Raw genomic sequence first — 13,783 nt, forward strand, 5'->3', positions numbered from 1 at the left:
AACAACATCTACTTGCCGATACAAAACCTGCTGAAAATTACACCGAGCAGGTCATCGGAAGTGAATTCGCCAGTGATCGAATTGAGCTGATCTTGAGCCAGTCGCAATTCCTCTGCGAAGAGATCGAGAGCTTGCGCATTCTGATCAGCGTGTTCTGCGGCGAGTCCCAGATGCTCTTGCGCCGCTCGAAGCGCAATCAGATGCCGCTCGCGCGCCAGATAAACGGTTTCCGCGCCGGCTTGCCAACCCGCGATGCGCAGTAGTTCGCCGCGCAGCAAGTCGATCCCGTCGCCCCGCTTTGCGGACAGACGAACCTCGCACGAATCGCCCTCGTCCGGCCCGTTCAGGCCGCTCACGCCCGATGCGATTCCCGTCAGATCCGTCTTATTCAGCACGCGAACAACGGGCACGCCGGTCGGAAAACGCGCGGCGATCGAATGGTCGTCGGCGGTCATGCCCGAGCGGGCGTCGAGCAGATGCAGCACGACATCGGCGCGCTGGATTTCACCCCAGGTCCGCTCGATACCGATCCTCTCGACCTCGTCTTCCGTTTCGCGCAGACCCGCCGTGTCGATCACATGCAGAGGGATGCCTTCGATCTGTATCGTCTGTGCGACCTTGTCGCGGGTCGTGCCGGCAATTGGCGTCACGATTGCGAGTTCCGCGCCCGCGAGCGCGTTCAACAGCGACGACTTGCCGACGTTCGGCTGCCCGGCCAGCACGACGGACAAGCCCTCGCGCAGCAGCGCGCCCTGCCTGGCTTCGCTCAGCACGAGCGCGAGGCGTTCGCGGATGCGCGTGAGCTTGCCGCGTGCGTCGGCGGCTTCGAGAAAGTCGATTTCCTCTTCGGGGAAATCGAGCGTCGCCTCGACGAGCATCCGCAACGTGATCACCTCTTCGACCAAAGCATGGATATCGCGTGAAAACGCGCCTTCCAGCGAGCGGCCAGCCGAGCGCGCGGCCGCTTCCGTGCTGGCTTCGATCAGATCGGCGACGGCCTCGGCCTGCGCCAGATCGAGCTTGTCGTTGAGAAACGCGCGACGCGTGAACTCGCCCGGCTCCGCAAGCCGCAGACCGAACGCGCGTCCGGCATCGATGCAGCGCTGCAGCACCAGCTGGAGCACAATCGGGCCGCCATGCCCCTGCAACTCGAGCACGTGCTCGCCGGTGTAGGAATGCGGAGCCGGAAAATACAGCGCGATGCCGCGATCGAGCGCATTACCGCCTTCGTCAAGAAACGGGACGTAGCTCGCGTGGCGCGGCGTCAGCGGTTGGCCGGTGAGCGCCTGCATCATTGGGCGCGCTGCCGCTTCGCCGACGCGGCCGAACGAAATCCGCACCACACCTATCCCGCCGCGGCCGGGCGCAGTGGCAATGGCGACGATCGGATCGGAATCGGTTGCGAGCATGTCGGAAGGGGCAGTGAGGAGTCGGAAAGTAGCGCACTTGCCGTGCGCTGAACGCCTGGCATTGTAACGCGGGCCTTTCGGGTGTTAGCGCGCAGATCTGGCCGCTGCGGGCTAACGAGATGTTTCAGATTTATCTCGAATGAGATAAGAGATTCTTGCATCCACAAATAGGGGAATTCGGACTCTTCGTGTAGTCTAGGCCCTACAGATCAACCCAGAGCAGATACTGGAATCTTCTGGAGAACGCCTCTTATGGGGTGCTGTGACGAGATAGGCAAATCTCAGATACGCGAAATGTAGCGCGTACAGTTGTCTACCTGCGATGCGACGGACTGCACAATCTTCCGATGCCAACCGTCGAAGAAAAAGCGGCTTTTGCCGAGCGACTCAAGTTCGCGATGAGACGCGCCCCGGAAAAACTCAAGGGCGGGACCGATCTCGCATTACATTTCAATCTACGCCATCACGGCGATCAGCCTGTGTCAGCGCAAACCGTGCACAAGTGGCTGAGCGGCCGCACGATCCCCACTGACGACAAGTTGCGCACGCTCGCGGCGTGGCTCGAAGTCGATGTGCATTGGCTGCATTACGGGCCTTCGCCTGGGGGATCGACGCGGAACGTTCCGAAGCCGTTGGCGCGTGGCGAGAAATATCCGCTTTCGCCTGAGACGCTCGAACTGGCGTCGAAAATCGAGTCCTTGACGCCGCATCATCGCTATCTGGTTCAGGAACTGATCTCGCAGTTTTACGGCGACGCTGACAACACTTAAAAAAATCGCAGACAAAAAAAACCGCCCGGCTGAAACCGGGCGGTTTTTTTATCGCTTCGAATCGGATCGGCAGGTTACCTGTCCGATCCGAGCGCTCGATCAGGCGGCCTTTTTCTTCTGCCCCATCATGCGCGTGATGTAGTACTGCTGCGCGATCGACAGCACGTTGTTCACGACGTAGTACAGCACGAGACCCGCCGGGAAGAAGAAGAACATGACCGAGAACGCGATCGGCATGAACATCATCATCTTGGCCTGGACGGGGTCCGGGGGCGTCGGGTTGAGTTTCGTCTGAACGAACATCGAGACGGCCATCAGAACCGGCAAGATGAAATACGGATCTTGTTGCGACAGATCGTGAATCCAGAGAATCCACGGCGCGCCGCGCATTTCCACCGACGACAGCAGCACCCAGTACAGCGAGATAAACACCGGAATCTGAATCACGACCGGCAAACAGCCACCGAACGGATTCACCTTCTCAGTCTTGTACAACTCCATCAGAGCCGCGTTCATCTTTTGCGGATCGCCCTTGAAGCGCTCGCGCAGCGCCTGCATACGCGGCGTGATTTCCTTCATGCGCGCCATCGACTTGTAGCTCGCGGCCGACAGCGGGAAGAACACCGCCTTGATCAGCAGCGTCAGCAGCACGATCGCCCAGCCCCAGTTGCCGACGTAGCCGTGGATCTTCTCGAGCAGCCAGAACAGCGGCTTCGCGATGATCGTCACCCAGCCGTAGTCCTTCACCAGTTCCAGACCCGGCGCGATGCCTTCGAGCATGCGCTCTTCTTCCGGACCGGCGAACAGACGCGCGGAAACGTCGACCGTCTTGCCCGGCTCGATCGTCTGCAGCGGCTGCTTGACGCCGACGCGATACAGCGACGGATCGATCTTCTCGACATAGATATCGCGCTTGACGCCCTGCTGCGGAATCCACGCCGACGCGAAATAGTGCTGCACCATCGCGACCCAGCCATTGTCGGCGGAGGTTGCGTAGTCTTCCTTGTTCTTGTCGATGTCGCTGAACGTCAGCTTCTGGAAGTGATGCTGCTGCGTGTACACGGCCGGCCCGATGAACGTGTGCGAGAAGCGCGGCGTCTCGACAGGCTGGCTGTCGCGCACGAGTTCCATGTATGCGGTCGGTTTGACGGGCGTCGTGCCGACGTTCTGGATCTTCGTGTCGACGTTGATCACGTAGCTGCCGCGCGTGAAGGTGTAGGTCTTCACGACTTTCAGGCCGCCCTTTTCCGGCGACTCGAACGACAGCTTCAGCGTGTTGCCCGTCATGTCGGTCGCCTGACCGGGCACGGGCGTGAACACGTCAGTGTGGTTCGGGAAGTCGCCGCCGAGCAGGCCCGTGCGCGCGAGATACGTGTGATCGGCCGTGTGGTCGAACAGCGTGATCACCTGATCGGGCTGCTTACCCTCGCCCGGCTTGACCAGCGTGAGCTTGGACAGCGTGCCGCCACGCGTGTCGATCTGGCCGCGGTAGACGTCAGTGCTGAACGAAACCAGCTGGGCCTGTTGCGTAGCGGGTGCCGTCGAGCCGGGCGCCGCGGCGCTCGTCTGCGGCAAATCGGCCGGTTGGCTTCCCGCCGCCGAGGAACCCGGCGCAGCGGGAGCTGCCGTCTTGGTCTGCGTCGCGCTCGGGAAGAACATCGACGGGCGTCCATGGTCGCGCTGCCAGTTGTCGAACAGCATGACAGCTGACATGAAGAAGATGACCCATAGGACGGTGCGTTTGATATCCATGCGTTGTCTCAGTGTCGATGGCACAGCGCGTCAGCGCTTCTTAGGAGTTGGAGGCGGGACAAGATCGATGCCGCCCGCCGAAAACGGGTGACAGCGGCACAGGCGCCTGGCGGCGAGGTAAGTACCACGCGCGGCGCCATGATACTGGATTGCTTCGCGCGCGTAATCCGAACAGGAGGGATAAAAACGGCACCGGTTGCCGAGCATGGGACTCACGGCAATCTTGTAGAAACGCAGCAAGGCGAATAGTACCGTTTGCATGACTAGTGCGGCCCAACCGCGCCGCCCGGAGAGAAGCGCCACAGGACAGCCGCGCGCGTGGACTGCGCGGGTCTCATGGCGCGGCTGGCGGCGTGTCGGCCGCCTGTCCTGCCGATGCTGCCGGCGCTTCGCGACGGGCGATTTCGCGCGCCGCCTTGTCGAGCAGCACATCGATTTCACCACGGCACAGCGCTTTCAACGGCGGCGACGATCCGCTGGGCATCGCCTTCCTGTCGAATTTGGCGTGCAGGCGCAGTAGCACGTCCCAACCGCCAAACTCCGCGCGACGCAAGCGAAACGCTTCACGAGCGAGGCGTTTCACGAGATTGCGAGTGACCGCGCGCGGCGCGTACTTCTTGCCGATCACCAGGCCGAGCCGCGCTTCATTGCCCGTGGGCCGCGCATACACGACAAAGTGAGCCGTCCGGCGCCACGGGCGCAAACGAAAAACGGATGAAAATTCATCCGTTTTTAGCAGCCTTGCGGCTTTGGGAAAGGCTGCGGACGCCTGCAACGGAACGACGTTCTGATGCGGCGCGTCTGCCGTTCCCGCAGCGTCACGGGTGTCGGACACAGCGCGCACTGGGCTTGACCGCGTATCTGCCTGCCTTAGATGGCGAGGCGTTTGCGGCCCTTCGCGCGGCGTGCGTTGATGACTTTGCGGCCACCAGCGGTCTTCATGCGAACGCGGAAGCCATGGGTGCGCTTACGGCGCGTCACGGAAGGTTGGTAGGTACGTTTCATGTTGCTCTCACTTGTTGAGAAATAACCGCGCGAGCATCGCTGAAAGTGCAAATGCCGGAGGTTCGAAAATTGGTTTTCGCGGAACCCGCTATTTAAACCGGTTTTCTCTGAGTCGTCAATAGTTTAGGGTGATGATCCACAGGCGGCGATTGCTGGCGTTGTTTGATCGGACCCTGTGGATAACTCACTTTGCCTGCCGTTTTGGCGGTAGAATCTCGCCTTACTTCCCAAGAATCCCGCACGCCGCCCCGGCCCGCTTGACCCCGCAAACCCTTGTGGCACAAGCGTCTGGGGCTTTTCCGCCTGGCTGCTTCGGGCCTCGTCGCGTATCCCGCGACCAGAGCGCCGGTGGAATCGCGTCGCAACCATAACGATAGCAACTTGATGAACGAATTCTGGCAACACTGTTCCGCATTGCTGGAGCGTGAATTGACGCCCCAGCAGTACGTGACGTGGATCAAACCGTTGGCCCCGGTCGCCTTCGACGCCGATGCAAATACCCTGAGCATCGCGGCGCCGAACCGTTTCAAGCTGGATTGGGTCAAGAGCCAGTTTTCCGGCCGCATCACCGATCTCGCGCGTGATTTCTGGCATTCCCCCGTCGACGTCCAGTTCGTCCTCGACCCCAAAGCCGGCGTGCGTCCGGCGCCTGCTGCGCCGGCGCGGCCATCGTCCGTGGGCGCGAGCAGCGCCGCCGCAGCCGTGGATGCGGCAGTCGGCGCCGTGCAGGCTGCCCACGCGGCACGGGCGGGCGGTATGGGCGCAGGCGGTGCAATGGCGAGCCTCGGCGCGCACACGCACGCCGCGCAACTGACCGACGATGCCGCCGACCTCGATCTCCCGAGCCTCGACGCGAACGAAGCCGCGGCTGCACGCCGCACGTGGCGTCCGGGCGCGGCCGCGCAAGCCGCGAGCGGCGAAAACGACTCGATGTACGAGCGTTCTAAGCTCAACCCGGTGCTCACCTTCGACAATTTCGTGACCGGCAAGGCGAACCAGCTGGCGCGCGCGGCGGCGATCCAGGTCGCCGACAATCCCGGCATCTCGTACAACCCGCTGTTCCTGTACGGCGGCGTGGGCCTTGGCAAGACCCACCTGATTCACGCGATCGGCAACCAGCTGCTGATGGACAAAGCCGGCGCCCGCATCCGCTACATCCACGCGGAGCAGTACGTGTCGGACGTGGTGAAGGCGTATCAACGCAAGGCATTCGACGACTTCAAGCGCTATTACCATTCGCTCGACCTGCTGCTGATCGACGATATTCAGTTCTTCTCCGGCAAGTCGCGTACGCAGGAAGAATTTTTCTACGCGTTCGAAGCGCTGGTTGCGAACAAGGCGCAGGTGATCATCACCAGCGACACTTATCCGAAAGAAATCTCAGGCATCGACGACCGTCTGATTTCGCGCTTCGACTCCGGCCTCACCGTCGCAATCGAACCACCCGAGCTTGAGATGCGCGTCGCGATTCTGATGCGCAAGGCGCAATCGGAAGGCGTGAATCTGAACGAGGATGTCGCGTTTTTCGTCGCGAAGCATCTGCGCTCGAACGTTCGCGAACTGGAAGGCGCGCTGCGCAAGATTCTCGCGTACTCGAAGTTCCACGGCCGCGAAATAACGATCGAACTGACCAAGGAAGCGCTGAAAGACCTGCTGACGGTGCAGAACCGGCAGATTTCGGTGGAAAACATCCAGAAAACGGTCGCCGACTTCTACAGCATCAAGGTCGCCGACATGTATTCGAAGAAGCGCCCGGCCAATATCGCGCGTCCGCGCCAGATTGCGATGTATCTGGCGAAGGAACTGACGCAGAAAAGCCTGCCGGAAATCGGCGAGCTGTTCGGCGGGCGCGACCACACGACGGTGCTGCACGCGGTGCGCAAGATCGCCGACGAACGCAGCAAGGACGCGCAGCTCAATCACGAACTCCACGTGCTGGAGCAGACGCTGAAGGGTTGAGCGCGGTAAGGGGGGCGGATCGGGTCGAAGGTTTCCTCGAACTGGTCGGAAAATTCGATCTGTTTATTGCGCAAGCCACCCCCAATTTAGGGAAGTGCTTCCATTTTCAGGCACAATACAGGTTTAACCGTCCGGCAAAAGCGGGCGGGATTCAAATGCCGTGACTGGCGCAGCACCGCGCCGGCGGGGGGCCGGGGCCGCGCGCTTCAATACTGCTGGGCAAGGCGCGCAGGCCGTCACATCAACGAAGGAACTCTATGCAACTGGTCAAGACCGAACGCGATAACCTCCTCAGGCCGCTGCAAACCGTGAGCGGCATTGTCGAACGCCGTCATACGTTGCCGATCCTCGCCAATTTGCTGATTACCAAGAACGGCCCGGACGTCTCGTTCCTGTCCACCGACCTCGAACTGCAAATCACCACGCGCGCCGACTTCGGTGTCGGCGGTGATTCGGTGGCCACGACGGTGGCGGCACGCAAGCTGCTCGACATTCTGCGCGCGATGCCCGACGGGCAGGTCACGCTGACCCTGAACGACAAACGCCTGACCGTCCAGTCCGGCAAAAGCCGTTTCGCCTTGCAGACGCTGGCGGCCGACGAGTTCCCGACCGTCGCTCAAGCTAAAGACTTCGGCGCGAACCTCGCGGTTCCCCAAAAGACATTCCGCCAGCTGCTCGGCATGGTCCACTTCGCGATGGCGCAGCAGGACATCCGTTACTACCTGAACGGCATGCTGCTGGTGGTCGATGGCGATCAATTGATGGCTGTCGCGACGGACGGTCACCGCCTCGCATTTTCGTCGATGAAGATCGAGGGTTCGTTCGCCCGCCAGGAAGTCATCATCCCGCGTAAGACGATTCTCGAACTGCAGCGTCTGCTCGAGGACATCGACGACGTCCTCAAGATCGACATCGCGCCCACGCAGGTCAAGTTCACGTTCGGCGGCGTGGAGCTGGTGTCGAAGCTGGTCGAAGGCAAGTTCCCCGACTTCCAGCGCGTGATTCCGAAGTCGCACAAGAACACGTTCGTGATCGGCCGCGAAGAGCTGCAACGTTCGCTGCAACGTGCGGCCATTCTCACGTCGGACAAGTTCAAGGGCGTGCGCTGCATCGTCGAGCCGGGCCAGCTGAAGATCATGTCCACCAACGCCGACCAGGAAGAGGCGCAGGAAGAACTCGAAATCCCCTACCAGGGCGACAGCATCGACATCGGTTTCAACGTCACGTACCTGCTCGACGTGCTCGCGAACCTGAAGGTCGACCTGCTTGAAATCAGCCTCGGCGACGCGAGTTCGAGCGCGCTGATCACGATTCCCGAGAACGACGAGTTCAAATACGTGGTGATGCCGATGCGCATCTGACGCATCCGACACGAAGAACACACCAAGGGGCGCAGCGCCCCTTTGGTGTTTTTATGGTGTTTTGAAAAGCTCCGAGCAGTAACGAAGCAGTAACGCAGATCCGGAAGAAATCCATGACTGATACGAACAATTCGCAACCCGATAACAGCTACGGCGCCTCGTCCATTCAGATCCTCGAAGGTCTGGAGGCCGTGCGCAAGCGGCCGGGTATGTACATCGGCGATACATCGGACGGGACCGGTCTGCATCACCTCGTGTTCGAGGTGCTCGACAATTCGATCGACGAGGCGCTCGCCGGTCATTGCGACGACATTCAGGTCATCATCCACGCCGACAACTCGATTTCCGTGACCGACAACGGCCGCGGCATTCCCACAGGCGTCAAGCGCGACGACAAGCACGATCCGAAGCGCAGCGCCGCTGAAATCGTCATGACCGAACTGCACGCGGGCGGCAAGTTCGACCAGAACAGCTACAAGGTGTCGGGCGGTCTGCACGGCGTGGGCGTGTCGTGCGTGAACGCGCTGTCGTCGTGGCTGCGCCTCACCGTGCGCCGTGACGGCAAGAAGCACTTCATGGAGTTCCACCGTGGCGTGCCGCAGAACCGCGTGATCGAAGAAGTGGACGGCGAACGCCTGTCGCCGATTCCCGTAGTCGGCGATACGGAAAACCGTGGCACTGAAGTGCACTTCATGGCCGATGAGACGATCTTCGGCAACGTTGAATACCACTACGACATTCTTGCGAAGCGCATCCGCGAACTCTCGTTCTTGAACAACGGCGTGCGGATTCGTCTCACCGATCAGCGTTCGGGCAAGGAAGACGATTTCGCATTCGTGGGTGGCGTGAAGGGCTTCGTCGAGTACATCAACAAGACGAAGACTGTGCTGCATCCGACCATTTTCCATATCGTCGGCGAGAAGGACGGCGTGGGCGTCGAAGTGGCGATGCAGTGGAACGACAGCTACAACGAAAACGTGCTGTGCTTCACGAACAACATTCCGCAGCGCGACGGCGGCACGCACATGACAGGTCTGCGCGCGGCCATGACGCGTGTGATCAACAAGTACATCGTCGACCACGAAATCGCGAAGAAGGCGAAGGTCGAAACCTCCGGCGACGACATGCGTGAAGGGCTGTCGTGTGTGCTGTCGGTGAAGGTGCCCGAGCCGAAGTTCAGCTCGCAGACGAAGGACAAGCTGGTTTCGTCGGAAGTGCGCGCGCCCGTGGAAGACGTGGTCGCGAAGGCGCTCGAAGAATTCCTGCTGGAAACGCCGAACGACGCGAAGATCATTTGCGGCAAGATCGTCGATGCCGCGCGTGCTCGCGACGCGGCACGCAAGGCGCGTGAAATGACGCGACGCAAGGGCGTGCTGGACGGCGTTGGGTTGCCGGGCAAGCTTGCGGACTGCCAGGAGAAAGATCCTGCCAAGTCTGAGATTTACATCGTCGAGGGTGATTCGGCAGGCGGTTCGGCAAAGCAGGGCCGCGACAGAAAATTCCAGGCCATTCTGCCGCTGCGCGGCAAGGTGCTGAACGTCGAGAAGGCGCGTTACGACAAGCTGCTGTCCTCGGAACAGATCGTCACGCTGATTACGGCGTTGGGCTGCGGCATCGGCAAGGAAGACTACAACCTCGAGAAGCTGCGTTACCACCGCATCATCATCATGACCGACGCGGACGTCGACGGCGCGCACATCCGTACGCTGCTGCTGACGTTCTTCTATCGTCAGATGCCGGAGATGATCGAGCGCGGCTATATCTATATCGCGCAGCCGCCGCTGTACAAGGTGAAGGCGGGCAAGGACGAGCGTTATCTGAAGGACACGGCGGAGTTGAACGCGCATATGCTGCGTCTGGCTCTCAACGGGTCTGAACTGATTCCGTCAGAAGGCACGACGCCGATCTCAGGCGATGCGCTGGGCGAGCTTGCTCGTTCCTATCTGCTGGCGCAGGGAGTCGTGGATCGTCTGAGCAGGTTGTACGACGAAGCGGCCCTCGGGGCGGTCATGGACGGTGTGACGATCGATCTGTCGAGTGAACAGTCGACGCAGGCATCGGCCGTCGCGCTGCAGGACAAGCTGCGCGACGATCCGCTCAAGCCCGAGGTCAACGTGATCCCGATGTACGATCCCGTGCGCGAACTGCGTTCGCTGCGCGTCGAGCGTCGTCATCACGGCAATGTGAAGGTCAGTGTCATCGACGAAGAGTTCCAGCTCACGGCCGATTATCAGCAACTCGTGAACACGGCGAACACGTTCAAGGGGTTGATCGGCGAGGGCGCTGTGATCAAGCGTGGCGAGCGGAGCATGGCTGTCGGCGACTTCAAGAGCGCGATGAAATGGCTGATCGCCGATGCCGAGCGGAACGTTTCGAAGCAGCGCTATAAGGGACTTGGTGAGATGAATCCCGAACAGCTCTGGGAAACGACGATGGACCCGAACGTGCGTCGCTTGCTGCGCGTGCAGATCGAAGATGCGATTGCAGCGGATGGCATCTTTACGACGCTGATGGGTGATGAAGTCGAGCCGCGTCGCGCGTTTATCGAGAGCAATGCGTTGCGGGCGGGGAATATCGACGTTTGAGCGTCCCGAGCCAAATCAGCTAGGCACCAGCAAAAACTCCAACCGTCTCCGGTTGGAGTTTTTTTATCGCCGGAACAATCTCAAGACCACTTGCGCGCGTACCGATCCTTCACGACCCGCGAGATATAAGTCGACAAACCTTGCCCCGCCACGGCGAGCCGCTTCATCTCCTCGACTTCCCGCCGTCCCGTCGTCGCATAGTCGTACCGATACACGTCCCCGTCACGAAACTTCACGGTGACGGCATCATCGGATACCTCGTAAGCCACGACGCCCGACTGCCCGCTCAAATCCCGATACCGCTTCATGCACGCCCTCACATCGGACCGCACCAGAACGTCAGAATCCTCCAGCACGATCCATTCCTAAACCACCGGCAAGCAGATATCCGTCAGCAAGTTCGCCGGCGCGGTCTCCTTAGGATTATTCAAATACTCCTCGAATACCGGCGCGTCGGCCGCTTCGTGTTCCGAGTTCACCAGCCACTCGCCATAGAGCCATTGATACGCCGACGCCATATCCGCGTAAGGCCCCTTATGCCGCAACACCGCGTACCGGCCGCCCGCGATCGACGTGACGCTCACCAGCCCATCTCCCGAGACATCGACGGCACGCGGCAGCCACACACCTGCCTTTGACCGCAGTTCACCCTCGGCGACCGCCGTCGGATCATCGTAGTAAATGCCGATCATCCGCATCTCGTTCGACAGCAGTCCGCGGGAAGCCAGCCATCCCATCAGCGTATCGAACGCCTTGCCGATCTGTATATACGGCCCGACGTGATCGACGCTCAGCACGTCGAAGCCGTCGATATCGCGTATCACCACATCTCTCATTGTCATTTGGCATCCTCCTGAATCCGCAAGTGACGGCCGGAACCGGCTGTGCGTCCCGGCCTTCCGATACAGCGCGGGCGGCATGCCGTAAACGGCGCTGAACGTCCGCGTGAACGACTGCAAACTGCTATAGCCAGACCTGCCGGCGATCTCGGCAATCGGCACCGACCCATTCGCAAGAAAGCCCGCCGCGCGATGCAACCGCAGCCGGCGCACGGTCGTCGCGACCGTTTCGCCGTACATCGCCTGATAGATCCGGTGCCAGTGATACGGCGACAGACACGCAATCCCGGCAAGCCGGTCGATATCGAGCGGCTCGTCGAGGTGATCGTAGATATGGTCGAGCACCCGCGCGAGCCGCGCGGCATAGTGCGCGCGATGGCCGATATCGTTCATGGCAAGCATCGGAAGAGGATCGATGAAAACACGATAGCACGCGGCGATTTACCAAATCCTGCGGATTTTCGCGGTTACTGCCCGTCAATCGCCGGGCATATTCAGCATCTCCTTAACCGCGACTCGACGAAGCCGAAGAAACAATCCAGCGCGAATCTTTGCCGATTTTCGATAACACCTCGATTAATGGCTTCCTACCATCGCCAGATGCCGCTGCTGAAAGGACCGCTCCGGGGAGCGCGCATGCGGGCCGGTTCGCCGGCAACTTCTACAAGGGAGCCTCAGATGAAATCAGAGTCGACAACCCAGCACAAAGGCGCCGTTACGCATCACGAACTGAAACAGACGCTCGGCACCTGGCAGCTTTGGGGCATCGCCGTCGGGCTCGTGATCTCCGGCGAGTATTTCGGCTGGAGCTACGGGTGGGCGAGCGCCGGCACGCTCGGTTTCGTGATCACCGCGCTGTTCATCGCCGCGATGTACACGACCTTCATTTTCAGTTTCACCGAACTCACCACGTCGATTCCGCACGCGGGCGGCCCGTTCGCTTACGCGCGCCACGCGTTCGGTCCGACGGGCGGCTATATCGCGGGCGCCGCGACGCTCGTCGAGTTCGTGTTCGCGCCACCCGCGATCGCACTCGCGATCGGCGCGTATCTGCATGTGCAGTTTCCCGGCCTCGAACCCAAACATGCGGCAATGGGCGCGTATCTGGTATTCATGGCGTGAATATCGTCGGCGTGCAGATCGCGGCGGCGTTCGAGTTGTGCGTGACGCTGCTCGCGATCTTCGAGTTGCTCGTGTTCATGGGCGTCGTGTCGCCGGGCTTCCAGTGGTCGAACTTCGCGAAGGGTGGCTGGGCCGGTTCCGACACGTTCAGCATGGGCTCGTTCCACGGCATGTTCGCGGCGATTCCGTTTGCGATCTGGTTTTTCCTCGCGATCGAAGGCGTTGCAATGGCCGCCGAAGAAGCGAAGAACCCGAAGCGCTCCATCCCGATCGCCTACGTGACGGGCATCCTGACGCTCGTCGTGCTGGCTATCGGCGTGATGGTGTTCGCGGGCGCGGCGGGCGACTGGACGAAGCTCTCCAACATCAACGACCCGCTGCCGCAAGCGATGAAATTCATCGTCGGCGAAAACAGCGGCTGGATGCACATGCTGGTCTGGCTGGGCCTGTTTGGCCTCGTCGCGTCGTTCCACGGCATCATCCTCGGTTACTCGCGGCAAATCTTCGCGCTGGCGCGCGCGGGTTACCTGCCCGAGTGGCTGTCGAAAGTGCATCCGCGCTTCAAGACCCCGCATCGCGCGATTCTCGCGGGCGGCGTGGTCGGCATCGCCGCGATCTATAGCGACGAACTGATCCAGTTCGGCGGCCAGACGCTGACAGCGAACATCGTGACGATGTCGGTATTTGGCGCTATCGTGATGTACATCATCAGCATGCTGTCGCTCTTCAAGCTGCGCCGTACCGACCCGAACATGGAGCGTCCGTTCCGCGCGCCGCTGTTTCCGTACTTTCCGGCGTTCGCGCTGGTGGCCGCAGTGATTTCGCTGGCGACGATGATCTACTTCAATCTGCTCGTCGCGCTGGTGTTCGCCGCGTTCATCGCGCTCGGCTACGGCTACTTCCTGATGACCCGTCATCAACGCGAAGTCGCGCCCGCCGATGCATTGCTCGAAGAATGACCACGCTGTAGAAGCACCGGCG

General features: G+C 61.0%; 11 protein-coding genes and 1 pseudogene. 5 read left to right on the forward strand and 7 right to left on the reverse strand.

Going from position 1 to position 13,783, the window contains the following annotated elements; genetic code table 11:
- Positions 1–8: 8 nt before the first annotated feature.
- The gene (gene mnmE, locus KFO72_RS01925) at positions 9–1,409 is read right to left on the reverse strand and encodes a tRNA uridine-5-carboxymethylaminomethyl(34) synthesis GTPase MnmE (protein ID WP_225031266.1); all 1,401 of its coding nucleotides are present in this window, start codon (positions 1,407–1,409) and stop codon (positions 9–11) included.
- A 347-nt stretch (positions 1,410–1,756) separates the two neighbouring features.
- On the opposite strand from mnmE, the gene KFO72_RS01930 reads away from it, so the two are divergent.
- Positions 1,757–2,179: a transcriptional regulator gene (locus KFO72_RS01930; RefSeq protein WP_035987266.1), complete on the forward strand. Its 423-nt coding sequence runs from the start codon at positions 1,757–1,759 to the stop codon at positions 2,177–2,179.
- A 99-nt stretch (positions 2,180–2,278) separates the two neighbouring features.
- Here the strand turns inward: KFO72_RS01930 and yidC are convergent, their stop codons facing one another.
- The 4 genes from yidC to rpmH all read right to left on the reverse strand — a co-directional run bounded on the left by yidC (position 2,279) and on the right by rpmH (position 4,936).
- Positions 2,279–3,931 (reverse strand): membrane protein insertase YidC, encoded by a 1,653-nt coding sequence (gene yidC, locus KFO72_RS01935; protein ID WP_225031267.1) that lies wholly within the window; start codon positions 3,929–3,931, stop codon positions 2,279–2,281.
- 30 nt (positions 3,932–3,961) lie between these two features.
- Positions 3,962–4,192: a membrane protein insertion efficiency factor YidD gene (gene yidD, locus KFO72_RS01940; RefSeq protein ID WP_007581797.1), complete on the reverse strand. Its 231-nt coding sequence runs from the start codon at positions 4,190–4,192 to the stop codon at positions 3,962–3,964.
- A 73-nt stretch (positions 4,193–4,265) separates the two neighbouring features.
- Positions 4,266–4,766 (reverse strand): ribonuclease P protein component, encoded by a 501-nt coding sequence (gene rnpA / locus KFO72_RS01945; RefSeq protein WP_035987699.1) that lies wholly within the window; start codon positions 4,764–4,766, stop codon positions 4,266–4,268.
- Between the two features lie 35 nt (positions 4,767–4,801).
- On the reverse strand, positions 4,802–4,936 hold the full coding sequence (gene rpmH, locus KFO72_RS01950) for a 50S ribosomal protein L34 (RefSeq protein ID WP_004198824.1): 135 nt from the start codon (positions 4,934–4,936) through the stop codon (positions 4,802–4,804).
- A gap of 384 nt (positions 4,937–5,320) precedes the next feature.
- Between rpmH and dnaA the strand changes: the two genes are divergently transcribed.
- From dnaA to gyrB, 3 genes are all read left to right on the forward strand, one after another.
- Positions 5,321–6,895 (forward strand): chromosomal replication initiator protein DnaA, encoded by a 1,575-nt coding sequence (gene dnaA / locus KFO72_RS01955; protein ID WP_054929430.1) that lies wholly within the window; start codon positions 5,321–5,323, stop codon positions 6,893–6,895.
- A 257-nt stretch (positions 6,896–7,152) separates the two neighbouring features.
- On the forward strand, positions 7,153–8,256 hold the full coding sequence (dnaN, locus tag KFO72_RS01960) for a DNA polymerase III subunit beta (RefSeq protein ID WP_007581912.1): 1,104 nt from the start codon (positions 7,153–7,155) through the stop codon (positions 8,254–8,256).
- 113 nt (positions 8,257–8,369) lie between these two features.
- Positions 8,370–10,841, forward strand: coding sequence for a DNA topoisomerase (ATP-hydrolyzing) subunit B (gene gyrB, locus KFO72_RS01965; RefSeq protein ID WP_054929375.1), 2,472 nt, complete (start codon positions 8,370–8,372; stop codon positions 10,839–10,841).
- Positions 10,842–10,921: 80 nt separating this feature from the next.
- Here the strand turns inward: gyrB and KFO72_RS01970 are convergent, their stop codons facing one another.
- Together KFO72_RS01970 and KFO72_RS01975 are read right to left on the reverse strand one after the other, a co-directional pair.
- Positions 10,922–11,194 carry a hypothetical protein gene (locus KFO72_RS01970; protein WP_107201280.1) on the reverse strand — a complete coding sequence of 91 codons (273 nt, stop codon included), beginning with the start codon at positions 11,192–11,194 and terminating at the stop codon, positions 10,922–10,924.
- A 12-nt stretch (positions 11,195–11,206) separates the two neighbouring features.
- Positions 11,207–12,073, reverse strand: a complete 867-nt coding sequence (locus tag KFO72_RS01975; RefSeq protein ID WP_225031268.1) for an AraC family transcriptional regulator — start codon at positions 12,071–12,073, stop codon at positions 11,207–11,209.
- 285 nt (positions 12,074–12,358) lie between these two features.
- On the opposite strand from KFO72_RS01975, the pseudogene eat reads away from it, so the two are divergent.
- Positions 12,359–13,761: pseudogene (eat, locus tag KFO72_RS01980) on the forward strand (ethanolamine permease).
- Positions 13,762–13,783: the final 22 nt, after the last annotated feature.

Origin of the sequence: Paraburkholderia sp. XV, from assembly GCF_020177535.1 — a bacterium.
GTDB classification, from domain to species: Bacteria; Pseudomonadota; Gammaproteobacteria; order Burkholderiales; family Burkholderiaceae; genus Paraburkholderia; species Paraburkholderia caribensis.

Bases quoted from the DNA above. Each gene is read 5' to 3' on its own strand.
- gyrB (WP_054929375.1), top strand. From the start codon at position 8,370: ATGACTGATACGAACAATTCGCAACCCGATAACAGCTACGGCGCCTCG.
- yidD (WP_007581797.1), bottom strand. From the start codon at position 4,192: ATGCAAACGGTACTATTCGCCTTGCTGCGTTTCTACAAGATTGCCGTG.
- yidC (WP_225031267.1), bottom strand. From the start codon at position 3,931: ATGGATATCAAACGCACCGTCCTATGGGTCATCTTCTTCATGTCAGCT.
- dnaA (WP_054929430.1), top strand. From the start codon at position 5,321: ATGAACGAATTCTGGCAACACTGTTCCGCATTGCTGGAGCGTGAATTG.
- dnaN (WP_007581912.1), top strand. From the start codon at position 7,153: ATGCAACTGGTCAAGACCGAACGCGATAACCTCCTCAGGCCGCTGCAA.
- rpmH (WP_004198824.1), bottom strand. From the start codon at position 4,936: ATGAAACGTACCTACCAACCTTCCGTGACGCGCCGTAAGCGCACCCAT.
- KFO72_RS01930 (WP_035987266.1), top strand. From the start codon at position 1,757: ATGCCAACCGTCGAAGAAAAAGCGGCTTTTGCCGAGCGACTCAAGTTC.
- KFO72_RS01975 (WP_225031268.1), bottom strand. From the start codon at position 12,073: ATGAACGATATCGGCCATCGCGCGCACTATGCCGCGCGGCTCGCGCGG.
- mnmE (WP_225031266.1), bottom strand. From the start codon at position 1,409: ATGCTCGCAACCGATTCCGATCCGATCGTCGCCATTGCCACTGCGCCC.